General features: G+C 61.1%; 19 protein-coding genes. 15 read left to right on the top strand and 4 right to left on the bottom strand.

All coding sequences use genetic code 11. The features are described 5' to 3' along the window. Positions 1–699 precede the first annotated feature (699 nt). From EYW42_RS15370 to EYW42_RS15355, 4 genes are all read left to right on the top strand, one after another. Positions 700–996, top strand: a complete 297-nt coding sequence (locus EYW42_RS15370) for an ArsR family transcriptional regulator (protein ID WP_135536184.1) — start codon at positions 700–702, stop codon at positions 994–996. 60 nt (positions 997–1,056) lie between these two features. Then, positions 1,057–2,178, top strand: coding sequence for a pyridoxal phosphate-dependent aminotransferase (locus EYW42_RS15365; RefSeq protein WP_135536183.1), 1,122 nt, complete (start codon positions 1,057–1,059; stop codon positions 2,176–2,178). A 128-nt stretch (positions 2,179–2,306) separates the two neighbouring features. Further along, positions 2,307–3,734 carry a sodium-dependent transporter gene (locus EYW42_RS15360; protein WP_135536182.1) on the top strand — a complete coding sequence of 476 codons (1,428 nt, stop codon included), beginning with the start codon at positions 2,307–2,309 and terminating at the stop codon, positions 3,732–3,734. 81 nt (positions 3,735–3,815) lie between these two features. Then, positions 3,816–4,595, top strand: a complete 780-nt coding sequence (locus EYW42_RS15355) for an IclR family transcriptional regulator (RefSeq protein ID WP_135536181.1) — start codon at positions 3,816–3,818, stop codon at positions 4,593–4,595. 127 nt (positions 4,596–4,722) lie between these two features. Here the strand turns inward: EYW42_RS15355 and EYW42_RS15350 are convergent, their stop codons facing one another. After that, the gene (locus EYW42_RS15350; protein ID WP_135536180.1) at positions 4,723–5,697 is read right to left on the bottom strand and encodes an NAD-dependent epimerase/dehydratase family protein; all 975 of its coding nucleotides are present in this window, start codon (positions 5,695–5,697) and stop codon (positions 4,723–4,725) included. A gap of 113 nt (positions 5,698–5,810) precedes the next feature. Further along, a complete protein-coding gene (locus EYW42_RS15345; protein WP_135536179.1) occupies positions 5,811–7,508 on the bottom strand; it encodes a thiamine pyrophosphate-binding protein in 1,698 nt (565 codons plus the stop codon). Positions 7,509–8,254: 746 nt separating this feature from the next. Here EYW42_RS15345 and pdhA point away from each other — a divergent pair. Both pdhA and EYW42_RS15335 read left to right on the top strand, forming a co-directional pair. Beyond that, the gene (gene pdhA, locus EYW42_RS15340; protein ID WP_135536178.1) at positions 8,255–9,403 is read left to right on the top strand and encodes a pyruvate dehydrogenase (acetyl-transferring) E1 component subunit alpha; all 1,149 of its coding nucleotides are present in this window, start codon (positions 8,255–8,257) and stop codon (positions 9,401–9,403) included. After that, positions 9,400–10,416: an alpha-ketoacid dehydrogenase subunit beta gene (locus EYW42_RS15335; protein WP_135536177.1), complete on the top strand. Its 1,017-nt coding sequence runs from the start codon at positions 9,400–9,402 to the stop codon at positions 10,414–10,416. The genes pdhA and EYW42_RS15335 overlap by 4 nt, the downstream gene beginning before the upstream one ends. A gap of 508 nt (positions 10,417–10,924) precedes the next feature. Here EYW42_RS15335 and EYW42_RS15330 read toward each other — a convergent pair. Next, positions 10,925–11,137: a DUF7576 family protein gene (locus tag EYW42_RS15330; RefSeq protein WP_135536176.1), complete on the bottom strand. Its 213-nt coding sequence runs from the start codon at positions 11,135–11,137 to the stop codon at positions 10,925–10,927. Between the two features lie 544 nt (positions 11,138–11,681). Here EYW42_RS15330 and dgoD point away from each other — a divergent pair. The 6 genes from dgoD (at position 11,682) to EYW42_RS15305 (ending at position 16,971) form a co-directional block, all read left to right on the top strand. Continuing rightward, the gene (dgoD, locus tag EYW42_RS15325; protein ID WP_135536175.1) at positions 11,682–12,833 is read left to right on the top strand and encodes a galactonate dehydratase; all 1,152 of its coding nucleotides are present in this window, start codon (positions 11,682–11,684) and stop codon (positions 12,831–12,833) included. A 32-nt stretch (positions 12,834–12,865) separates the two neighbouring features. Next, positions 12,866–13,012, top strand: a complete 147-nt coding sequence (locus EYW42_RS19545; RefSeq protein ID WP_161972966.1) for a hypothetical protein — start codon at positions 12,866–12,868, stop codon at positions 13,010–13,012. Positions 13,013–13,363: 351 nt separating this feature from the next. Further along, on the top strand, positions 13,364–14,062 hold the full coding sequence (locus EYW42_RS15320; RefSeq protein WP_135536174.1) for a PIG-L deacetylase family protein: 699 nt from the start codon (positions 13,364–13,366) through the stop codon (positions 14,060–14,062). 130 nt (positions 14,063–14,192) lie between these two features. After that, on the top strand, positions 14,193–15,314 hold the full coding sequence (locus tag EYW42_RS15315; RefSeq protein WP_135536173.1) for an ABC transporter ATP-binding protein: 1,122 nt from the start codon (positions 14,193–14,195) through the stop codon (positions 15,312–15,314). 7 nt (positions 15,315–15,321) lie between these two features. Beyond that, positions 15,322–15,696 carry a Rid family detoxifying hydrolase gene (locus tag EYW42_RS15310; RefSeq protein ID WP_135536172.1) on the top strand — a complete coding sequence of 125 codons (375 nt, stop codon included), beginning with the start codon at positions 15,322–15,324 and terminating at the stop codon, positions 15,694–15,696. A gap of 78 nt (positions 15,697–15,774) precedes the next feature. Beyond that, positions 15,775–16,971, top strand: a complete 1,197-nt coding sequence (locus tag EYW42_RS15305) for an aminotransferase class V-fold PLP-dependent enzyme (RefSeq protein WP_135536171.1) — start codon at positions 15,775–15,777, stop codon at positions 16,969–16,971. A 162-nt stretch (positions 16,972–17,133) separates the two neighbouring features. Here the strand turns inward: EYW42_RS15305 and EYW42_RS15300 are convergent, their stop codons facing one another. Further along, the gene (locus EYW42_RS15300) at positions 17,134–18,153 is read right to left on the bottom strand and encodes a zinc-dependent alcohol dehydrogenase (protein WP_135536170.1); all 1,020 of its coding nucleotides are present in this window, start codon (positions 18,151–18,153) and stop codon (positions 17,134–17,136) included. Between the two features lie 309 nt (positions 18,154–18,462). Here EYW42_RS15300 and EYW42_RS15295 point away from each other — a divergent pair, with 309 nt between their 5' ends. From EYW42_RS15295 to EYW42_RS15285, 3 genes are read left to right on the top strand one after another with little or no spacing between them, the layout of a single operon-like run. Further along, a complete protein-coding gene (locus EYW42_RS15295; RefSeq protein ID WP_135536169.1) occupies positions 18,463–19,785 on the top strand; it encodes an ABC transporter substrate-binding protein in 1,323 nt (440 codons plus the stop codon). Then, positions 19,782–20,795 carry a carbohydrate ABC transporter permease gene (locus EYW42_RS15290; RefSeq protein WP_237561352.1) on the top strand — a complete coding sequence of 338 codons (1,014 nt, stop codon included), beginning with the start codon at positions 19,782–19,784 and terminating at the stop codon, positions 20,793–20,795. Before EYW42_RS15295 ends, EYW42_RS15290 begins: the two co-directional genes overlap by 4 nt. After that, positions 20,792–21,652, top strand: coding sequence for a carbohydrate ABC transporter permease (locus EYW42_RS15285; protein WP_135536168.1), 861 nt, complete (start codon positions 20,792–20,794; stop codon positions 21,650–21,652). The genes EYW42_RS15290 and EYW42_RS15285 overlap by 4 nt, the downstream gene beginning before the upstream one ends. Positions 21,653–21,685 lie beyond the last annotated feature (33 nt).

The following is a 21,685-nucleotide window of genomic DNA, read 5'->3' as shown; positions in this document are numbered from 1 at the left end:
ACTCCAACCCTCGTTTTTCCGGGTATCAAAAGTGGCGGGACGAGAATATCGGTGAAGGAACTCCTCTCGTGCCCCCCGGTCAGGCGAAGAGGCGGAGGTTCCGAGCGCGGTATCGACTGGAGTTTCCGTTGACGGAAGCGAAACAGGACCGGACCCACCCCCAGTACAGATCGATCCCGTCGAATTCCTACGTTTAGCCGGGTTTCTGTTCGTTCGGCGTCTCTCGTTATTCTTCTCAGTTCCGTTCGAGGACACCATAACCAGAGCGTTTTGTACACTACTAGTGACTGATGTGCACTACTGTACGTTGTATTCTACTAATTCGGATCTCGATTGTTATTTCGGCGGTGAAAGTGCTAATCTTAACGGTCTCGAATGTACATGATTGTTAGTCAGAGTGTGGATCTCATTCGTTTCCAGAGTACCCTCCGAGTGACGCGCTAAAACCACCGGATAACCGAACGTGTTCTGGTAGCTGGTGATTCGCAAAATCCTACTTGCTTGGATATCTGTTGCTACAATGGTCTCAAGGACGTGTTTTGCCTACCAAATCCGGTAGTTGGCGGCTGAGGCGGTCATACCACCGCGTTCTCCGAACTGCCTCGATATCTCTTTTCGGTTGCTTACGGGGACTTGCGAGTTCCACCTGTTCGATCACAACGGATTTAACCACCGAAAATGATATTAGTGCTGTACATCATGGAAGGCAATGCGCAGCAGAGAGACCAGTCGTGGGACGACGCGGCAGCACAACTGGAAGAGTATCCACCGAGCGTGAAACTCGTCGCGAAAGTGCTGGACATTCACGGCGAACTGGGCCAGCAGGCGATCATCGAGGAAACCCTGCTGCCGTCTCGTACCGTCCGCCACGCCGTCAGCCTGCTAGACGAGAACGGACATCTAAACAGCAGACATTGCTGGAAGGACGCCCGCAAACGGCTGTACAGCTTAGAGCTCGACCAGATAGAAACCGAGCAGCAGTCGATCGCACAGTGATGGCCCACCCGTTGCAGGGGTCGACAACGGACATCGATACGGATCTAACGGAGCACGAACATGAGTAAATTCGCCACGCGCGTAGAAGAGATGGATATCAGCGGGATCAGGGAAGTGTTCGAGGCGGCGAGCGAAGACGCCATCAACCTCGGAATCGGACAGCCGGACTTTCCGACGCCCGAACACGTCAGAGAGGCGGCGCTCTCCGCGATAGAGGACGAACTCGTCGACTCGTACACGTCCAATAAAGGGACACCCGAACTTCGCCAGGCCATCAGCGAGAAATACGAACGGGACAACGATATCGCCGTCGATCCGGACGACATCATCGCGACCGCCGGGGCCAGTGAGGCCCTGCACATTGCGATCGAAGCCCACGTCGGACAGGGTGACGAAGTAATCTATCCGGACCCGGGTTTCGTCGCCTACAACCAACTGATACTGCTTGCTGGTGGCACGCCCGAGCCCGTCGGGCTGAGAGACGACCTCACTCTCGATCCCGCGACGGTCGAGGACGCGATAACCGAAGACACCGCGATGTTCGTCGTCAACAGCCCTGCGAACCCGACCGGTGCTGTCCAGTCGGAAGCGGACATGCGGGAGTTCGCCCGTATCGCCGACGAGTACGACGTAGTCTGTCTGACTGACGAAGTGTACGAACACATCGTCTTCGAGGGCGAACACCGCAGTCCGATGGAGTTCGCTACCACCGACAACGTCGTTCAGGTGAACGCCTGTTCGAAGTCGTACTCGATGACCGGATGGCGGTTAGGCTGGGTAGTCGCGTCCGAGGAGCGGATCGAGCGGATGCTCCGTGTCCACCAGTACATACAGGCGTGTGCGAGCGCACCGTCACAGTACGCCGCTGAAGCCGCACTGTCGGGGCCTCAAGACCCGGTCGGCGAGATGGTAGCCGCGTTCGAGAAGCGGCGCGACGTGGTTCTCGACGGACTGAACGACATCGGGCTGGAAACACCGGAACCGAAGGGTGCCTTCTATGCGATGCCGAAAGTTCCGGATGGCTGGGCGACTGAAATGCTGGAAAACGACGTTGTCGTCGTTCCCGGTGACGCGTTCGGTGAAAACGGTGCCGGGTACGCGCGTCTCTCGTATGCAACCAGTATCGAAGAACTGAAAGAGGCGTTAGAAGTGATGAAATCTGTCACTCGGACATCCTTTTAACGGTAGAACGGCGTCGGTTTCCGCCCACGGTTCGTTTCTCCTACAGCGGTTCTTTTTTCAATCGTCCCATATCTGTTTTTGTGTCGAACAGAAAGGTTTTTATTGGATGTGATGATGGGTGGCTTTGTATGGCACGGGATACATGGACAGGTCGTATCGGCTTCATATTAGCCGCCGTCGGAAGTGCTGTCGGTCTCGGGAACATCTGGCGGTTCCCCTGGATGACTGCCGAGAACGGGGGGAGCGCGTTCTTGCTCACCTATCTCGTCATCGTTCTCGGCGTGGGCGTGCCGGGACTGGTGGCGACGTTCGTCATCGGTCGGCGTTCGAACCTGAACCCGGTCGGTGCATTCAAATCCCTTGGCGGGTCACGCGCATGGTCGTTACTCGGTGGACTGTGCGTTCTGACCTCTCTGGCACTGATCTCGTTCTACAGTGTCGTCGGAGGCTGGGTCCTCCGCTACTTCGTTGGCAGTTTCACCGGAGCGTACTTTGGTGATCCGGCAGCGTACTTCGACGCGATCAACTTCGGGCTACCGGCGTTTATGTTCCAGATCCTCTTTCTGGGGATAACCGCCCTCATCGTTGTGGCGGGTGTCAAAGACGGTATCGAGATGGCGACGAAGTTCATGATGCCTGCGATCGCCATCCTTCTCGTCGGTCTGGCGGTTTGGGCGTCACAGCAGGCGAGCGCGATGGAGGGGTATCAGTTTTACCTCTCCTTTGACGCGGATTATCTCGCTAACAACTTCCTCGAAGTCGTCGGTTCGGCCGCGGGACAGGCGCTGTTCACGCTATCGATCGGTGCCGGGACGATGCTCACGTACGCGTCGTACATCAACGACGACCGGTCGCTACCGTTCGACGCTTCGCTGATCGCCATCCTCAACCTGGCTATCGGCGTTGTTGCGGGGCTCGTCGTGTTCCCCCTGCTGTTCACGTTCGCCGACGGTCCGACCGGCGGCGGAGAAGGCGCACTCTTCGTGAGTATCGCCGGCGCGTTCGCTGATCTGCCCGCCGGGCGTCTCATCGGGATCGCATTCTTCCTGGTTGTGCTGTTGGCTGCACTGACCAGTTCGATCAGTATGCTGGAGATCCCCGTCTCCTATCTCGTCGACCAGTTCGACATCGACCGGTCGAAAGCTACCGGGGGAATGTTCTCTCTCGTCTTCGTGACGGGTGCGATTAACGCGTTCAACGCCGAGGTGTTCGCGCTCATCGCGGGTCCCATCGTGAGCCTGCTCATGATCCTGGGCCTCATGGGATTCATGTTCTACGCAGCGTGGGTTCTCGGCCCGGACGCCGTCGACGAGTATCTCTCCGGAGCGGGTCCGGTTTCCAGCGCAGTCGCCGTCCCCTGGCGGTACGCGATCGGGACGGTGTTCCCGCTGTTCCTGCTGTTCTCGTTCTACAGTGACGGCCTGAGTGTGGCCGGCTTCTCGCTGTCCACGACGGCGATACTCGGACTCACTCTCGCAACCGGCATTCCGTTCATCCTCTACCTACGCATGTCCGGCAGCGCAGTCCCCTCGGAAAGCGTCGAAACCAGCGACTAACCCCTTTCTGCGGTATTCTTCGGGCGGGGATGTGATTTTCTCACAATAAGAATTATACGGCGAATAGCTGTACTGTTCGGCATGCCCGGAGAAAATCGGAAGAATCGCCCGGTCACCACGACCGAAACCTCGCTGGAGATCCTCGAAATCGTCAAACGAAACGACGGCGTCACGCTGTCTGACCTGAACCGAGAGCTAGATGTCGCTCGCAGCACGATCCACCGACACCTCCTGACGCTCGAAGACAACGATCTGCTCGTACGGGAGGACGGTGGGTACGGTCTCGGCCTTCGATTTCTGGATTTCGGTATGCGGTCTCGAGAGCGGATCGAGTTCTACGATATCGCGCGAGACCAGGTCGACAGGCTGGCAGAGGACACTGGGGAGAAAGTCTGGCTCGTCGCGAAAGAAGGCGATTACAGCGTCCATCTGTACAAGGCCCACGGTGCAAACCCCCTCGAAACGTCGGCCAGGGTCGGTCAGTACCGGCATCTCCATCAGTTGGCCGCCGGAAAGGCGATCCTCGCGCACCTCCCGGACGACGAACTGGAGGGCATCATCGAGAGACAGGGGTTACCGGAGAAAACCGAGAACACGGTCGTCGACATGGACGACCTGTCCGAGGAGCTAAACACGATCCGGGAACGGGGTTGCGCGTTCAACCTGGGCGAGTCGATCGCGGGCCTCAACGCCGTCGGTGCGCCGCTTCGGACCGAGGACGGCTATCCGATCGGCGCTCTCAGTATCTCGGGGCCGGCGAATCGCGTGAAAGGCGACCTCCTCCGCGAGCAGTTGCTCGATAAGTTACTGGCGGCTATCGACGAGATCCAGATTCATCTCCGATACTCCTCTACCGACTAACTCCGGCCGTTGCTTCTTTCGTTTCTTTTCGCTTCTCTTTCCGTTCTGTTCACGGATTGCGACGCAGGAAGCGTCACAAAAGCTCACGAACGGTAGGCGAAGAAAAACAGCTACACTCGGGACGGATTCAGACGGGGTCGAGTCCGTTCTCCTCGCGGAGGACGTTGATGTACTCGCGGAAGCCCGTTTCGAGGTCGTACTCGGGATCGTAGCCAAGGTCTTCCTGTGCCTTCGTCATGTCGAGGCGCTGGGTCCACGGGAGTTCGCCGTCGTCGCTGACCTCGATGTCGGCGTCCGGAACGATCCCTCTGACGGCCTCGGCCGCCTCGCGGACGCTCGCGAGTTCGCCGCGGACGTTGTACACCCGTTGCGTGAGGTCGGACTCGTCGGCGAACGCCGCCTTGCGGAAGCCCTGCGCGATGTCCTTGACGTGCTGCCAGTCGATCTCCTGGTCGCCGTAGTCGACGCTGAACGACTCGCCGAGCGCGGGCTTCTCGATGATGTTGGCGAGGAACGCGCTCCCACCGGTTTCGCGGTACGGCCCGTACGCGACGGTCGGGCGGATCGCCACGTCGGAGACGCCGTACTCCTCGCGGTAGACGCGAGCCTGGTGCTCGTTGTACTCCTTGGTCGCACCGTAGAGGGTGTCGGGCGAAACGAGGTCGTCCTCGGTGACCCACCAGTCGCCGCCGTCGTCGTAGTTCTCCGGCGGGGCGTAGATAGCGGCGGAGGACGCCCACGCGACGCGTTCGACCTGGTCGTCGAGCGTGCGTGCGGCCTCGAAAATGTTGCTCGTCCCCTCGATGTTCACTTCCAGTGCGGCACGGGGGTTCGACTCAGCGGTGTTCGTCAGTAACGCCGCCAGGTGGACGATGTGAGTCGTGTCCGTCTCGGCGACGGCGCTTACGACGTCCGTCGGGTCAGTCACGTCACCGCGGCGGATCTCGACGTCGTCTTCGATCCCGAGTTTCGAGAGGATCCGGTCGTCGGTCGAGAGGTCGTAGGCGACCACGTCGTGACCGTGTTCGACGAATGACTGTGCGACGTAGGAACCGATGAATCCGGTCCCCCCGGTTACGAGAACTGTAGCGTTTTCAACCATCACGTTGACACTCGTGCGAAGAGCAAAAAAGCGTTGTGCTGTCCGCTGTACCTGACTGTTTACCCGAGATTCGTGCGCTAACACCAACTCACAGGGAGTAGAGAGGAGACGGGTTACTCGTGGAGGCCGCCGACCTCTTCGTAGAACGACGACTGGAGCGACTCGACCATGTTCTGGTCTCTGTCGATACGCACGTCGACGACTGTGGGGATATCTGCTTCCTTCGCCGCCTGAAGTTCGTCCTGAAGTTCGTCCGCGGAGTGAACGTGAACGCCCTGTGCGCCGAACCCTTCAGCGACCTGAATGAAGTCGGTGTCGTGGAACTCGACGCCGGGGATCTGGTCGTCCATCTGTCGGACCATCCCGAGACTCGTGTCGTTGAGCACGACGAACGTCGGAGCGACATCGTACTCCACGGCGGTTTCGATGCAGGTCATCGTCATCGTGAACCCGCCGTCTCCGGCGACCGCGACGACGTCTTTGTCGGTCGTGACTGCGGCAGACACGGCCGCCGGCCCGGCCCATCCCATCCCGCCGACGCCGCCGCTGCCGAAGTACGTGCGGATGTCCGGCGTCTGGAGGTAGTTCAACAGCCAGAAGCGGTTGTTTCCGGAGTCTGCGGTGACGATCGTGTCCTCGTCGACGATCTCGTTTATCTCCGCGACCGCACGCTGCGGGAGGATCGGCTCGGCGTCCGACTCGCACTCGGACACGTGGAACGATTCCCGGGCCGTTTCGGCCCGGTCGCGGGCCCAGTCGTTCCCCGGCGTGTGATCGGATGCGGCCTGGTCGAGGAGCTGTAAGGTCTGCTCCGCGTCGCCGATCAGACCGACATCGGCGGGATACACCCATCCGGCGTTCCGGGTGTCGATGTCCGCGTGGAGTATCGTCTGTTCGTCCGGTCGGATGAACGACTCCGCCTGCCAGTTCGTGTCCATGGGGTTCATCCGACAGCCGACGATGAGGAGGGCGTCCGCCTCGCTCACCATCTGGTTCGCCCCTTCGTGTCCGAACGAGCCGATGACCCCCGCGGCGAGGTCGTGGGTCTCGGGGATCGTGGATTTGCCGAGATACGAGGTCGCGACGGCCGCGTCGTACGTCTCGGCGACGGATTCGAGTTCGTCGTACGCCTGAGAAACGTGGACGCCGTTTCCGGCGATGATCACCGGTCGTTCGGCGTCCGAGAGTTCGCTTGCGGCCTGTTCGACGTCGGACGCTGTCGGGCTCGGGTCCCAGTTTTCGGTCTGTTCGGATGCCGACCAGAGCGGTGGGAACTCCTCGTCCGAAACGTCGTCCGTGACGGCCTCGCCGTCCAAGATGACCGCCGTCGGTCCCGGGCGTCCGGCGGTAGCGTGTTTGAATGCCAGTCCCAGCGTTCGGAGCGTTTCGTTCGCCGTCCGGGGGAACCACCACTCCTTGGTCACGCCGTCTAAGATCTTCGGGAGCGAGAATCCCCCGTAATCACCTCGGGCCTGCTGATACGGCGCGAGCGTGGAGTAATCCCCGCGCTCCGACGCCTCGGTGATAGCGACCATCGGAGACGATCCGAGTCGCGCTTCCATCTGGCCGATCGCTCCGATACTACCGATCCAGGGGCCCTGTCCGGTCAAGACCCCCGGTTCCTGATGCAGTCGACCGTACATCTCGGCCATCACACTGGCTTCGCGTTCGTCGCGTGGACGAACGACGGTGATGTCCGAGTGTGCGAGTTCCTCGAGGAGTTCTATCGCACGACCGCCGGGATATCCGAAGAGATACTCTACATCCAGGTCTTCTAGAGTGTGGACGAGTTCCGTACTTACCTTGGTCATAGTTATGCGCTTACTGTGTTGGCTTACACGCAGTGAATCGATCTGGCGAGCGAGTCAGGTGCCCGGGGTCAGATCTCCTGTCTGTGTGCAAGGCGTAATACCAACGACTCCTCGCGGTAACTTTGTTCTGTCGGTAGATCCGAGTGGTGCCCGGACCCGGCCACTGCTGTCGGTTTCCACGAGACACTCTCGCACTGACGAGCCCGCGGATGCCGGATCTGCGGTTCGTGACCGGATACTGTCAGCTGTTCCCGTTCGTCCGTTTTCGCGATCCGTCCATATCGCTACTAGTTGTACGCTCGCGCGCTGGCGGAAACGCCCGACGGTACAACCGGACACGTTGCAACCGATCCGACCGAAGAGGACCGAGGATTTCCGAAAATCCGACCGTCTTTCGCCGTCTGTTCCAGTTTCTTCGCCATCACTGAAACATGTGAACGGGAGCCACGCAACAACTAAGTAATGGGACGGAGTTTATTCGCTTATGGCTTCCGCCAGCAAAAGAGAGATTCGCGCGGCCACTAAGTCATCCAGGCGCAGTGGCGCCATGCGAAGCGTGATCGCTCTCTTTACATTTACACTGGCGGAACTTGCTTCTCTGCGTCTCGCCACGCGGACACGCGAGAAACACGCTCTCTGGGATTAGTCCACGGACCTCGCTACCACCGAGCCCGGGGGCGCCCAGACCGCCCGCCGCACTGCCTGCTAAACAGATAGAAGCCGACCAACGGAAAACGGAGACACCAATGAGTGCACAAGACGAAATCGAGCAACAGACTATCAGCAACACGCCGCAAGCGAACGCCGAACCCATCCGGATCTTAGACGAGAACGGCAACGTCCTTCCGAACGCGGAAGTTCCGGACCTTTCGGACGACGAGCTACTGTCCATGTACGAGGACATCAAGCTCGCACGCGAGTTCGACCAACGCGCGATCAGTTTACAGCGACAGGGACGGATCGCGACCTACGCGCCGATGACTGGACAGGAGGGCTCACAGGTCGCGACGAGCTACGCCCTCGACGACCAGGACTGGTTGTTCCCGACGTACCGCGAACACGCGGCGAAGTACGTCCACGGCGTGGACCTCGCATCGATCCTGAAGCCGCTTCGCGGATTGAGAGAAGGGTACGCGGTGCCCGACGACGTCAACGTCATGCCGGAGTACATCCCGATCGCCACACAGGTTCCGCAGGCGATGGGAATGGCCTGGGGGTTCAAGCTCCAGGGCCGGACCGACGAGGCGGTTCTGTGCCATCTCGGGGACGGAGCGACCTCGGAGGGCGACTTCCACGAGGGGCTGAACTTCGCCGGTGTCTTCGACGTCCCCGCGGTTTTCGTCTGTAACAACAACCAGTGGGCTATCTCGGTTCCCCGCGAACGCCAGACCGCAAGCGAGACGATCGCACAGAAGGCTCGCTCGTACGGCCTCGAAGGGATTCGGGTGGACGGACTCGACCCGCTCGCCGTGTACAAAGTCACGCGCGACGCCATCAACAAGGCGAAAGACCCCGCCGGAGACGAACTCCGGCCGACCTTCATCGAGTCCATCCAGTACCGGTACGGGGCGCACACGACCGCCGACGACCCGTCCGTTTATCGGGAGGAGAACGAAGCGGAGGAGTGGCGGGAAATGGACCCGATCGACCGCCTCGGGAACTATCTGCGCGGCGAAGGGATCCTTGACGACGAACTGGAAGCGACGATCGACGACCGGATCGAGGCCCACATCGACGAGGCCCTGGGCGAAGCCGAGAACGCGGAAACCGAGCCCGAGAAGATGTTCGAACACGTCTACGACGAGATGCCCGCCCGTCTGCAAGAGCAGATGGACGAACTGAACGCACTTCGCGAGAAGTACGGGGACGAAGAGTTCTCCGAGGTCTTAGAATGAGTTCAGCGACGAACCCCGAAACGGAGACCAAGACGGACCGCCTGACGCTCGTCGAGGCCGTTCGCGACGGTCTGTACACGGAGATGTCACAGGACGATAGCGTCATCGTCCTCGGTGAAGACGTCGGCAAAAACGGCGGCGTCTTCCGCGCGACCGACGGACTCCACGAGGAGTTCGGCGAGAACCGGGTCGTCGACACGCCGCTCGCCGAGGCGGGGATCGTCGGCTCCGCGATCGGCCTGGCGATGACGGGTATGAAGCCGATCCCGGAGATGCAGTTCATGGGCTTCATGTACCCTGCGTTCGACCAGATCGTCAGCCACGCCGCCCGGTTACGGAGTCGTAGCCACGGCCAGTACTCGGTTCCGATGGTCGTCCGCGCGCCGTACGGCGGCGGTATCCGCGCGCCGGAACACCACTCCGAGTCGAAGGAGGCGTTTTTCGTCCACGAGCCCGGTCTGAAGGTGGTTTCGCCGAGTACGCCGTACGACGCGAAGGGGCTTCTCACGGCGTCGATCCGGGACCCGGACCCGGTCATCTTCCTCGAACCGAAGCTCATCTACCGCGCGTTCCGGGACGACGTCCCGACCGAGTCGTACGAGGTTCCGCTGTCCGACGCCGCGATCCGTCGGGAGGGAAGCGACATCTCGGTGTACACCTGGGGCGCAATGACCCGGCCGGCGCTCATCGCAGCCGACAACCTCGCAGAGGAGAAAGGCGTCGACGTGGAAGTCGTCGACCTCCGGACGCTGTCGCCGCTCGACACCGAGACCATCGTCGACTCGTTCAAGAAGACGGGTCGGGCCGCTATCGTCCACGAAGCCCCGAAGACGGGCGGGCTAGGGGCGGAAGTGGCGTCGACAATTCAGGAGGGTGCGCTACTCCATCAGGAAGCACCGATCAAGCGGATCACTGGATTCGACGCGCCGATGCCGCTGCACTCGCTCGAAGATTACTATCTGCCGCAGGCGGTCCGGATCCAGGAAGGCATCCTCGAAACGGTCGACTTCTAACGACGACCCCACATTCGACCTGCACTGTTCTCGCGGAGATGTACGTTGGTAACAGAGCTGAATACGCAGGCAACACAACATCCAGTGCGTTCTGGCGGCAAGAACTACGTCTCGCCGAGAGTCCCATCGCTGTCCCCACGCCGTCTGATGGGCCGCTCGGAAACGCGAGCGTTCCGAACGACTCGACGGCCGGACGGTGGTTCCCTGTTTTACCCGGCTTCTACCTGATGCTGTCGGACGGCCCTGTGTGAGCTATGGTAGCCAGTGAACGTCAGTATGCACTCGATCACCTGTTATCTGGCGACCACTGTGGAAACCGTTTCACTGGCTACTACAGTTCCCAGAGAGGCCTGCGAGACGCTTCACTGACGTCGGTTCGTCATACTGACGGACGGAAGTCAGTATCAGTATCACTGGCCCCGCCACCGCTTTCCCGGAGTCGCGGTAGTCGTACCGCTAACTGGGGGCGACGACCGCGTGGTCGCCGTCCCGGGTGTAAGTGTGGGGGTTAAAATGTCTCGCCGAAGCAGTCCTCGTCGCAAAAGGAGAACTCTGTGAACCGACCGGAGGAGCCCTGAACCGTGACGTACTTGTACTGGACGCGCTGCTCAATGCTTTCACCACAGCCATCGCACGTGGTGGAGTTCTCGGTAAGCTGGATGCGGGTAGAGACGCACTCTACTCGCTCCGACTTGCTTACCTGTCGGACGTTTTCGGCCATTACGATAGCATCGTAACGCCGGGACCTATTTAATCCATGGGTTAGCGGCAGGTTCACGTAGCATCGAACGAACCGCCCGGTTATCGCGGGACGGGAGATGATTTCCGAGTAATCCGAACAACGGAAACTACCACGACGCGGACTGCGCTGACAGTCGCCGACCATCGGTCCAGGAACCAGCGGCCGCAGTACGGCGGTTTCCGCGTTTAGATTGGATTGCAGGCCTCGGGAATAGGACTCGAAACTGACGATACCGATAGATTAAGCGGGAGAAATGTCCAATTTACTCGGATGGAGAATTACGAGCATAGGCGTGTAATGCACCCGGTGGTTTTCACTGATACACCGGGTCGAACAGTACAATCCGTCACTCTGAGGGGAAAACACACAGATCGAGCCGGCAGAGACCGGTCGATTAAGGGATTCTTCACCGGAACGAACACGCGCCGCTGGAATTCACCGGGGGTGTCCGAGCCTTTCGGATATATTCGGCGCGAACTGGTGGACCCTCAACCATTATTATCTCCGGGGAGGAGATGTAACTATGAAAATCGTTAACTACGAACTGTACGAGGTTCCGCCCCGGTGGCTCTTCCTCGAAGTTACCACCAGTGACGGCCTCGTCGGCTGGGGTGAGCCGATAGTCGAGGGGCGGGCGAGTACAGTCCGCGAGGCCGTGGAGGATATCTTCGAGAACTATCTCCTTGGGAAAGACGCGTCTCGGATCGAAGACCACTGGCAGGCGATGTACCGCGGCGGGTTCTACAGGGGAGGTCCGATCCTGATGAGCGCTATCGCCGGCATCGACCAGGCGCTCTGGGACATCAAGGGGAAGCGACACGGACTGCCGGTGTACGAACTGCTCGGTGGACCGTGTCGCGACCGGGTACGCGTCTTCCAGTGGATCGGCGGCGACCGGCCGGAGAACATCGCAGAAGAGGCGGAACAGCTCGTCGACACGGGGTACACCGTCCTGAAGATGGATGCCGCGGGACTCGTCGATTTTATCGACACGCCGTCGACGGTAAACCGCATCGTCGACCGGGTAGCGGGCGTCCGCGAGGCCGTCGGCGACACGGTTGACATCTGTCTCGATTTCCGGGGCCGCATCTCGAAGGCGATGTCGAAGCGCCTCGTCGCGAAACTCGAACCGTACGACCTGATGTTCGTCGAAGAGCCGGTTCTGCCCGAGCACAACGATTCGCTGTCTGCGATCGGAAACCACACCACCACGCCGCTCGCGACGGGCGAGCGAATGTACTCGCGATGGGATTTCAAGCCGCTACTCGAGGAGGGAGCGGTCGATGTCGTCCAACCGAACCTCTCACATGCAGGGGGGATCACGGAGGTGAAGAAGATAGCGGACATGGCGGCCGCATACGACGTGGCCGTCGCACCCAACTGCCCCGTCGGACCGATAACGCTTGCCTCGTCGATCCAGATGGCGATGTCCGTACAGAACTTCCTCGTGCTTGACCACGGGTTCGATATCCAGATGTCCTCAAAGGATATGGCCTACAAGTACCTCTCCGACGCCAGCGTGTTCGACCTCGAAGACGGCTACATCGAACCGCCGGACGAACCGGGTATCGGGATCGCGATCGACGAAGAGACCATTCGGGCCCAGTCGGACAAGGAGATCAGCTGGCACAACATGATCTGGCGGCACGCCGACGGGAGCATCGCCGACTGGTGAAAGTTCACGTTGTATGAACTTCTCTGATGGCGATGGCTCGTATCGGACCGGAGAGTGAGACGCTCTCTACGTGTCCGGACGAACCTGACCGCACCGGCAGCGTTATCGACCGAAATCGGGGGCTGGAGGGGAACCCCGCGCGGGTCGCGTCGACGCCGTCCGAAGCGAACACGCAGTGAACCGGAAGACTTCCAGAGTCCGATTACAGCCATACCTCTGTAAAACACGAACCGCTGTCGCTGTTCGGGTACCACCCGATATTCACGTTGACGAAACATCGACGAACGGTACTCGCTGCGGTGGTGGACTGGGCGAACCTGGACTATCAGGATCTGTCGTGAACTATCCGCCGTCTCTCGCCGGCCGGCCGGAGGCAGGCGTTCATTCAGCATGAACAAATAGCGCTCTATCCCGGACACACGGTCCCGGGGCCAACCAGTCGCGTGAACCGTTGGACGGATCGCTATCCGCATCTTTCATCCCGTTCGTCCCACAATTTTATTACAGTCCCACCGGGAGATGGAGGTACAATGGATCTACTAGCCATTGTGGCACATCCTGACGACGCAGACATCTTCTGCGGTGGCACACTCGCAAAGCACGCTGACCGGGGCGACGACGTCGTCGTCGCCCACATGACGCGGGGGGAGTACGGCGGGTTCGACACGACCGAGTCGGATATCGCCGCGACCCGGGAGGCGGAAGCGACGGAAGCGGCGGAGGTGCTTGGCTGTGACTGTACGTTCTTGGGTTTCGAAGACGGACGGATTACGTACTCGCTTGAGAACCGACGGCGCATCGTCGAGGTGATCCGACAGTACGAACCCGCGGTCGTCCTCACGCACTACGAGGACGACATGCATCCGGACCACCGCACGACTTCTGAACTGGTTACGGACGCATACTACATGGCGTCGCTTCCGCTCGTCGAGACGGAGTCCGACCCGCACGACCCGGACAACGTCTACTTCTTCGGCAAGCCCACGTCGTCGTTCGACCCCGAGGTGTACGTCGACATCGCGGAGTATCAGGAGACGAAAGAGCGAGCGATCGAACGCCACAAGTCCCAGGTGAGTTTCCTCCAGGAACACGGCGGAATCGACGGGGAGTTCGACGACCTCGTCGACAGCACTCGTGCGGAAGCACGCGTCCTAGGAACGGAAGCCGGCGCGCAGTTCGTCGAGGGGTTCGTACCGTTACACCAGCCGACGACCGACTACCTGCGATGACAGACAGTATCCGCGTCAGATCCGCGTCAGTCGAGCGTTTCAATCCCTCTCCTGGCCACTCAGGCTTGACTGTATCGAAGTCACCTGGGGAAAATACTTATGTGGTGGGCATGGAATCAAGGGATAGGCTATGAGTACCGTATCGATCCAGGACCTGAAAAAGGTCTATCGGAGCACCGACTCCCCAATCGTCGCCGTCGAAGGACTCGACATCAGTATCGAGGACGGCGAGTTCCTCGTGTTGGTCGGCCCGTCCGGCTGTGGCAAGTCGACCACGCTCCGCTGTATCGCCGGGCTGGAGACAGTCACCGAGGGCGAGATCACCTTCGACGGGAAACCCGTCACCGACGACAAGCCGAAAGACCGGGACATCGCGATGGTATTCCAGAACTACGCGCTGTACCCGCATTTCACCGCTCGGGAAAACATGGCGTTCGGCCTCAAGATGACGACTGAGCTCTCGGACGCCCAGATCCGCCCCAAAGTGGAAGAGGTAGCACAGATGATGGGGATCGAGGACCTGCTGGAGAAACAGCCCGGCGAGCTATCGGGCGGCCAGCAACAACGGGTCGCTCTCGGTCGAGCCATCGTCCGCGACCCGAAGGTGTTCCTGATGGACGAACCGCTCAGCAACTTAGACGCAAAACTGCGCTCGGAGATGCGCACCGAGTTACAGAACCTCCAAGAGCAACTGGGCGTGACGACGGTGTACGTCACTCACGACCAGACCGAAGCGATGACCATGGGCGACCGCGTCGCGGTACTCAACGACGGCGAACTCCAGCAGATCGGCACGCCGCTCGAATGTTATCACGAACCGGAGAACATCTTCGTCGCCGGGTTCATCGGCTCGCCGGAGATGAACCGTCTGGACGTGCGCCTCGACGGCGACCGCCTCGTCGACGAGGAACTATCCTATCGGATCCTCGAAGGGACCGCGAAACGCATCAACAGCTCCGAACTGACGCTGGGAATCCGGCCCGAACACATCCGGGTGTCGGACGACCTGGCGAACGCGGACCTCACTGCGGGCGTCTCCGTCGTGGAACCGATGGGCCAGCAGACCAACCTCTATCTCGAGTTCGGCAGCGAGACGTTCACCGCAACCGTCACCGGCGAGACGATGTTCGAATCCGGCGACACCGTCGGGATCGAGTTCCCGCACGAATCGGTCCACCTGTTCGACCGCGCCACCGGCGAGGCACTGGTCCACGGGATGGAACAAGCCACTTCACCGGATCAGACGGCCTGATAACTCCATGGACTCTATCACAACTGACGACGCACCGGAAAGCATCGGACCGTTCTCCCAGGCAGTCCGGGACGACGGGACTATCTACGTCTCCGGACAGGGGCCTGTCGACCCCGACACCGGACAGATCGTCGACGGGGGAGCGGGTGACCAGACCAGACGGACTCTCGACAACGTGGCGGCCATCCTCGAAGCCGCCGACTGCGACTTCGGCGACGTGGTGAAAGTGACAGTGTACACCCGCGACATGGAGGCCTACGACGAGATCAACGACGCCTACGCCGAGTACGTCGACCCGCCGTATCCCGCCCGTTGCGCCGTCGAGGTCAGGGACCTCCCGATCGATATCGACGTCGAGATCGAGGCGATCGCCCATGGGTGAAGCGCCTCGGTCATCGGCGAGAAGAGCCAGACAACGACTGTACAGATGACCGAACCACCGACAGACGCACACACTACGATGACAACAGAGAACGTATATCAGCGACTCGGCGTGGAAGAAGTGATCAACGCGGCAGGCACCAAAACTCGCATCGGCGGAAGCCTCATTCGGCCGGAGGCGGCGGACGCGATGCGAGAAGCAGCCAACGGCTTCGCGGAGATCTCCGAACTCCAGGCACGAGCGTCGGAACTGATTCGGGACGTAACCGGCGCGGAGGCCGGATACGTGACGTCCGGAGCGAGTGCCGGACTGACGATGGCCGCTGCGGCCTGCATCGCTGGTGACGACCCCGAGAAGATGCGTCAGTTGCCGTCGACCGACGGGATCCCCGACCGGATAGTCGTGCCTCGAAGTCACCGGAGCAGTTACGACCACGCCTACCGCGTCGCCGGGGCGACGATAGCAGACGTCGGCGCGAACGACCACCGCCTCGGAACGGGCGCGGAAAACACTAAGCTCTGGGAGATCGACGCCGCGATCGACGAGGAGACGGTCGCCGTCGGCTACATGCAGAAGCCGTCCACGGACCCGCCGCTGGCGGAGGTCGTCGAGGTTGCCCACCGCCACGACGTGCCGGTCATCGTCGACGCCGCCGCCGAACTCCCGCCGGTCGAGAACCTACGGCGTTTCGTGGACGCAGGTGCCGACCTCGTTGCGTTCAGCGGCGGGAAAGCGATCCGGGGGCCACAGACTACGGGGATCCTTGCCGGTCGGAAAGACCTGATCCGGTCGACCGCGCTCCAGCATCTCGACATGCACGAACACCGGGCCATCTGGGACCCGCCGGCCGGCCTCATCGACAGCGACGCGGTGGACGGCATCCCCGGCCAGGGCGTCGGTCGCGGGATGAAAGTGAGCAAGGAGGAACTCGTCGGCCTGATCACGGCACTGGACCTGTTCGTCGAAGAGGACTTCGCCGCGTCGTCCCGCAAGTGGCGAGCGCAGGCCGAGGGGATAGTCGACGACGTGGACTCTCTCGACTGCGTATCGACGCGAGTAGACGGCGGTGACGTTGCGACCGTCGTCGTTACGGTGGACGGAGCGGCTGCCCCGGCCTCCGCGACGGACGTCGTTCGACGCCTTCGCACGGGGTCCCCGCCGATATTCGTCGGGAGCGACGACATCGAACGGGATCAGTTCACCATCAACCCGATGTGTCTCGCCGACGGGGAGGCTGACGTTCTCGTCGACCGACTCTACGAGATCCTCTCTTGACCCGGTGGCGAATCCGGCGACTGGCAACCTCTCCACACTGGCGGTCTACCGTTCAGAGCGTTCGCCGGAGTCGTCCGCGAATCGCTTCGATGACTTGCGTCCGGATGAGAGAAAAGCAGCGAACGTCAATGTCGCCCGTTGTTCACGAGAACGAAACTCCGCTCAGGGGCGGAGAACCGCTTTGATCACGCCGTCACGTCGCTCGGTCACCGTCTCGAACGCTTCCTCGTACGCCGCGAGCGGGAACTCGTGAGTGACGATGCCGTCGACGCTCAGGTCCCCTCGGCGGAACAGTTCAGCGCATTCGTCGACGGCGTGGGCGGCGGTCACACCGCCGACTACCTCCAGTTCCTTAGCGACGATGTCGTTCGGATCGACCTCCCGTAGACCGTCGAACACGCCGGTGAGAACCACCGTCCCGCGCTTTCCGGCGGCCTGCAAGCAGGTGTTCACCACGTCGCCGGCACCCGCCGCCTCGACGCAGATGTCCGCGCCGTCGCCGTCGGTGTGGTTCCGGATGGCCTCGACCGGGTCTTCCTCGCGGACGTTGACCGTCCGGACAGCGCCGTAGTCCGCTCCCACGGAGAGCCGTTCGTCGCGGGTGCCAGTGAGAACGATATCTCGGACGCCGCGGGCGCGCAGAAGCTGGACGCCGAACAGGCCGAGCGACCCGGGGCCGAGGACGACGGCGGTGTCTGTCACTGACGTTTCGACGCGTCGAAGCGCGTGCTGGGTACAGCCCGCGGAATCTATCTGCGTCGCGGCGACATCGGAGATGTCGTCCGGCAGGGGCCGAAGCGTCTCCTCGGGGAAGGCGGCGAACTCTCGGTATCCTCCGTCGATCGTAAAGCCGATCTCCTGTAAGTCGCGGCACTGGTAGTAGCGCCCGTCCCGGCAGTGGGTGCAGGTACCGCAGTAGACGAACCCGTGGAGCGAGACGCGGTCGCCGACGGAAAGCGACGTTACGTCGTCGCCCAGTTCGACCACCTCGGCACACACCTCGTGTCCGGGGACCAGCGGATACTCCGTCCACGGCGGCCCCTCGCCGTGGATCAGACCGACATCGCTGCCGCAGATGCCGACGGCACGGACCCGCACCAGAGCCTCGCCCGGTTCCGGTTCCGGCCGGTCGCGGTTCTCCTCCCAGATGGTACCACTCCCATTCGTGACTAGCGCTCGCATTGATTCGGTGTTTCCCGGGTATCAAAATAAACCTGTTGCCGCGGTCAACACTCACTCCATGGTGTCCGTCAGGAAGGCTCGCCGCCGGCCCGGACGTACTCGACTGGCCGACCAGCAGCCGGAACTGGCGGGCGAACTCAGTCGTCTGGGAGAGCAACTCAGTCGAGCAAGCGACCTCAGCCGACCGGAAGAGCGTCCGCCGGTTTGATCGGACGAACGTCGACGGTTGATTGAGCGGCAGTTACTTGCATTCGTTAAAGATTTCTTACGAAACATTTATGAACCGGCCAATGCTCGGTAATTTCTGTCATGGCAGACAGCCATAGCCAGCTAGACGTACATAGTAGTCGGAGAAGCGTTCTGAAAGCGACCGGACTGACGGGGACAGTCGGACTCGCCGGCTGTCTCGGCGTGCTGGGCGACGGCAACGACGGCGACGTAACGCTCCAGATCCGGCACATGGACGCACCGGGACTCGAAGACCAACTCGACAAACACACCGCGGATTTCGAGGACGAAACCGGGATCGCAGTGGAGTACGAACTCATGGGCTGGGGCGAGGCGTCGGAACAGCAGATGGCGAGCATCACGAGCCAGAGCGGCCCGGACGTCGAGGAGATCGCTTCTTCTTGGATACCCCAGCAGGTCGAAGCGGGCGGCTGGATGGACATGCAGGAGATAGACGGGTATCAGGAACTGGACCCGTTTTTCGACCCCGTCCAGGACGTTGCGATGTACGACGGCAAGCAGATCGGTGTCCCCTGGTACTGGGGACCGCGCGGACATCTTCAGTACGACCCGCTTCTGGAAAATGCTGGCCTCGACGGATCGCCGTCGACGTGGGACGAACTCGCCGACATGAACGAGCAGTTCCAGTCGGAGTATCCGGACAAGAACCTCTTCGGGCTGACCGGCGTCGTGCCGGACCTCGGCCACCACTTCGCGACGCTGACCTGGCAAAACGGCGGCCAACTGCTCTCGGACGATAACTCGGAAGTCACGTTCAACAGCGACGCGGCCGTCGAAGGGATGAACTACTGGGCGAGTCTGATCAGCGAACACGACGCCATCCCGTCCAGTTCCGCCGAGTGGGGACCGAACGAGATCAACAGCGCGTTCATTAACGAGCGGATCGGAAGCCTCTGGGGGTCGCTGACTGCCGTCGAGCGCTTCGAAGAGGAGCGAGACGACGTCTCCCGCGAGGACTTCTCGATCCACGAACTCCCCGCCGGACCGAACGGCGACAGCGCGACGTTTTTCGGCCTCGAACTCGTCGGAATTCACCCCTGGACGGACCACCCCACGGAGGCCGCCAAGTGGGTGAGTTACCTCTCAAAACAGCAGGTCAACGGCGAACTCTCCAAATCCGTCGGATTCCTACCGACTCGCGAGGACAGTTTCGAACTGGACATCTACGAGGGACACCTGTATGACAGTTTCCAGGAGGAGATCCTCCCGACCGGGAAAACCTTCCCCGCCGTCCTCGGCTGGGGGCAGGTCGAAGAGTCTATCAACAACGCAGTCGGCGAGATCCTCACGTCCGTCGCCACCGACAACTGGGACGAGAGCGTCACTCGTGAGGAACTCGACGACGCGGCCCAACAGGCCCAGAACGCCCTAGACAATCAATGAGCGAGGGCCCCTCCGACACGACATCGGGACACGCCGTCGGCGATCCGGAAAGCCGTGATACCCACGGGGTGAGCGGATGGATCCGACAACGGACTCGCCTGACCGAGGAGAACAGGTACGCCTACAAGCTCATCCTCCCGGCGATCGCCATGATGTTCATCATCCACTTCGTTCCGATCGTCTGGGGGTTCGCGATCAGCTTCATGGAACTCGACGCGCTGTACATCGCTCGGTGGACGGAAGCGCCGTTCGCCGGCCTCAGCAACTACACGCGGGTACTCGACCCGGCGACGATAGTCGGCCAGCGCTACTGGTTCTCGCTCCGCCAGACGCTCATCTTTACCGTCGGGAGCGTCGGCGGTGCCTACGTTCTTGGACTGATCACGGCGCTGATCCTGAACCGCGGGTTCCGGGGGAGCAAGGTGGCCCGAACGCTGATCCTCCTTCCCTGGATATCCCCGATCGTCGTCGTGTTGCTGACTTGGCGGATGATGCTCCTCTCGGACACGGGGATCATCAACCACCTGCTACAGACGGCGGGGATCATCGACGAACCGATCCTCTGGCTGCTCGGAAGCAAGACGATCATCTCGGTGACGCTCACCAACGTCTGGATCTACTTCCCGTGGGCCACGATCATGCTGTTTGCGGGGCTGAAATCGATCCCCAACCAGTTGTACGAGGCGGCATCGATCGACGGTGCCGGTCGGTGGGGGAAGTTCCGCTACGTAACGCTCCCGCAGTTGAAACCGGTGTCGGCCGTCGTCGTGCTGTTGATGGTGCTCTGGTCGATGATCAACTTCACAGTGCCGTTCGTGCTCACCGGTGGCGGGTCTGGCCGACACGGTGAAGTGCTGATGCTGTTCATCTACAACTACGCGTTCCAGAACTACGAGTTCGGGCTGGGTGCGGCGATGAGCGTCGCTCTCTTCCTGGTCGCGATGGTGTTAGCGATGGTTTACTACCGGAGAGTTATCGACGACAGCTTCGGCGGAGGTATCGGCGGATGAAGATGAAAGACGAACACCGGGACATGCTGTTCGACCTGCTGGCCAAGTCGGTACTCGTCTGTATCCTCATCTTCGCGTTGTTCCCGATCTACTGGATGGTCATCACCAGCTTCCGTACCTGGTCGGACGTGACCCAGACCGACCCCAGCCTGCTACCCACGTCGTTTTACTATCAGAACTATCTGGACATGTGGGACCGCTTCCCGCTGATCGACTACTTCGTGAACAGCCTCGTCATCTCGCTGACGACGACGGCGCTCGCGCTGTTCATCGGGAGCCTCGCCGCGTACGCGTTCTCCCGTTACGACTTCCCCGGCAAACAGCTGTTCGGCGGCGCGATCCTCGGGACCCAGATGATCCCCGGCGTGTTGATCCTGTTGCCGATGTATCTGCTGTTCGTCTGGGTCCAGACGAACGTCGGGATCCCGCTACGGAACACGTATCACGGAATGATCTTCGTGTACACGACGTTTACCGTTCCGTTCGCGATCTGGATGCTTCGAGGCTTCTTCGACACGATCCCCGCGGCACTGGAAGACGCCGCGCGTATCGACGGCTGTACGCGTTTCCAGGCGCTGATACGGATCGTGTTCCCGCTTGCGGCACCGGGTATCGCCGCCACCGGGATGTTCGTGTTCATCGCCGCCTTCAACGAGGTGTTGTTCGCGTCCATCCTGGCGTCCAGCGACGTGACGCCGTTCGCGATCGGGATCACTCGGTTCGAGGCCCGTTCCCAGACCTTCTGGGGACAGATGATGGCCGCTTCGACGGTGGCGACGATCCCGCTGTTGGCGCTTTTCATCCTCTTCCAGCGCCCGATCGTCGAGGGACTGACGTCGGGGAGCGTGAAGCAGTAGCACACACCGAAAGTTCCTTATCCTCTCTTTGCG

The sequence above is a fragment of the Halostella pelagica genome (assembly GCF_004762015.1).
GTDB lineage: Archaea > Halobacteriota > Halobacteria > Halobacteriales > Natronoarchaeaceae > Halostella > Halostella pelagica.
The sequence above is the reverse complement of the archived record's forward strand: the minus strand, read 5'-3'. Positions and strand labels throughout refer to the sequence as shown.

Bases quoted from the DNA above. Each gene is read 5' to 3' on its own strand.
- EYW42_RS15370 (WP_135536184.1), top strand. From the start codon at position 700: ATGGAAGGCAATGCGCAGCAGAGAGACCAGTCGTGGGACGACGCGGCA.
- EYW42_RS15345 (WP_135536179.1), bottom strand. From the start codon at position 7,508: ATGACCAAGGTAAGTACGGAACTCGTCCACACTCTAGAAGACCTGGAT.
- EYW42_RS15300 (WP_135536170.1), bottom strand. From the start codon at position 18,153: ATGCGAGCGCTAGTCACGAATGGGAGTGGTACCATCTGGGAGGAGAAC.
- EYW42_RS15355 (WP_135536181.1), top strand. From the start codon at position 3,816: ATGCCCGGAGAAAATCGGAAGAATCGCCCGGTCACCACGACCGAAACC.
- EYW42_RS15315 (WP_135536173.1), top strand. From the start codon at position 14,193: ATGAGTACCGTATCGATCCAGGACCTGAAAAAGGTCTATCGGAGCACC.
- EYW42_RS19545 (WP_161972966.1), top strand. From the start codon at position 12,866: ATGGCTCGTATCGGACCGGAGAGTGAGACGCTCTCTACGTGTCCGGAC.
- EYW42_RS15365 (WP_135536183.1), top strand. From the start codon at position 1,057: ATGAGTAAATTCGCCACGCGCGTAGAAGAGATGGATATCAGCGGGATC.
- dgoD (WP_135536175.1), top strand. From the start codon at position 11,682: ATGAAAATCGTTAACTACGAACTGTACGAGGTTCCGCCCCGGTGGCTC.
- EYW42_RS15285 (WP_135536168.1), top strand. From the start codon at position 20,792: ATGAAGATGAAAGACGAACACCGGGACATGCTGTTCGACCTGCTGGCC.
- EYW42_RS15310 (WP_135536172.1), top strand. From the start codon at position 15,322: ATGGACTCTATCACAACTGACGACGCACCGGAAAGCATCGGACCGTTC.
- pdhA (WP_135536178.1), top strand. From the start codon at position 8,255: ATGAGTGCACAAGACGAAATCGAGCAACAGACTATCAGCAACACGCCG.
- EYW42_RS15320 (WP_135536174.1), top strand. From the start codon at position 13,364: ATGGATCTACTAGCCATTGTGGCACATCCTGACGACGCAGACATCTTC.
- EYW42_RS15335 (WP_135536177.1), top strand. From the start codon at position 9,400: ATGAGTTCAGCGACGAACCCCGAAACGGAGACCAAGACGGACCGCCTG.
- EYW42_RS15295 (WP_135536169.1), top strand. From the start codon at position 18,463: ATGGCAGACAGCCATAGCCAGCTAGACGTACATAGTAGTCGGAGAAGC.
- EYW42_RS15350 (WP_135536180.1), bottom strand. From the start codon at position 5,697: ATGGTTGAAAACGCTACAGTTCTCGTAACCGGGGGGACCGGATTCATC.
- EYW42_RS15360 (WP_135536182.1), top strand. From the start codon at position 2,307: ATGGCACGGGATACATGGACAGGTCGTATCGGCTTCATATTAGCCGCC.
- EYW42_RS15305 (WP_135536171.1), top strand. From the start codon at position 15,775: ATGACAACAGAGAACGTATATCAGCGACTCGGCGTGGAAGAAGTGATC.
- EYW42_RS15290 (WP_237561352.1), top strand. From the start codon at position 19,782: ATGAGCGAGGGCCCCTCCGACACGACATCGGGACACGCCGTCGGCGAT.
- EYW42_RS15330 (WP_135536176.1), bottom strand. From the start codon at position 11,137: ATGGCCGAAAACGTCCGACAGGTAAGCAAGTCGGAGCGAGTAGAGTGC.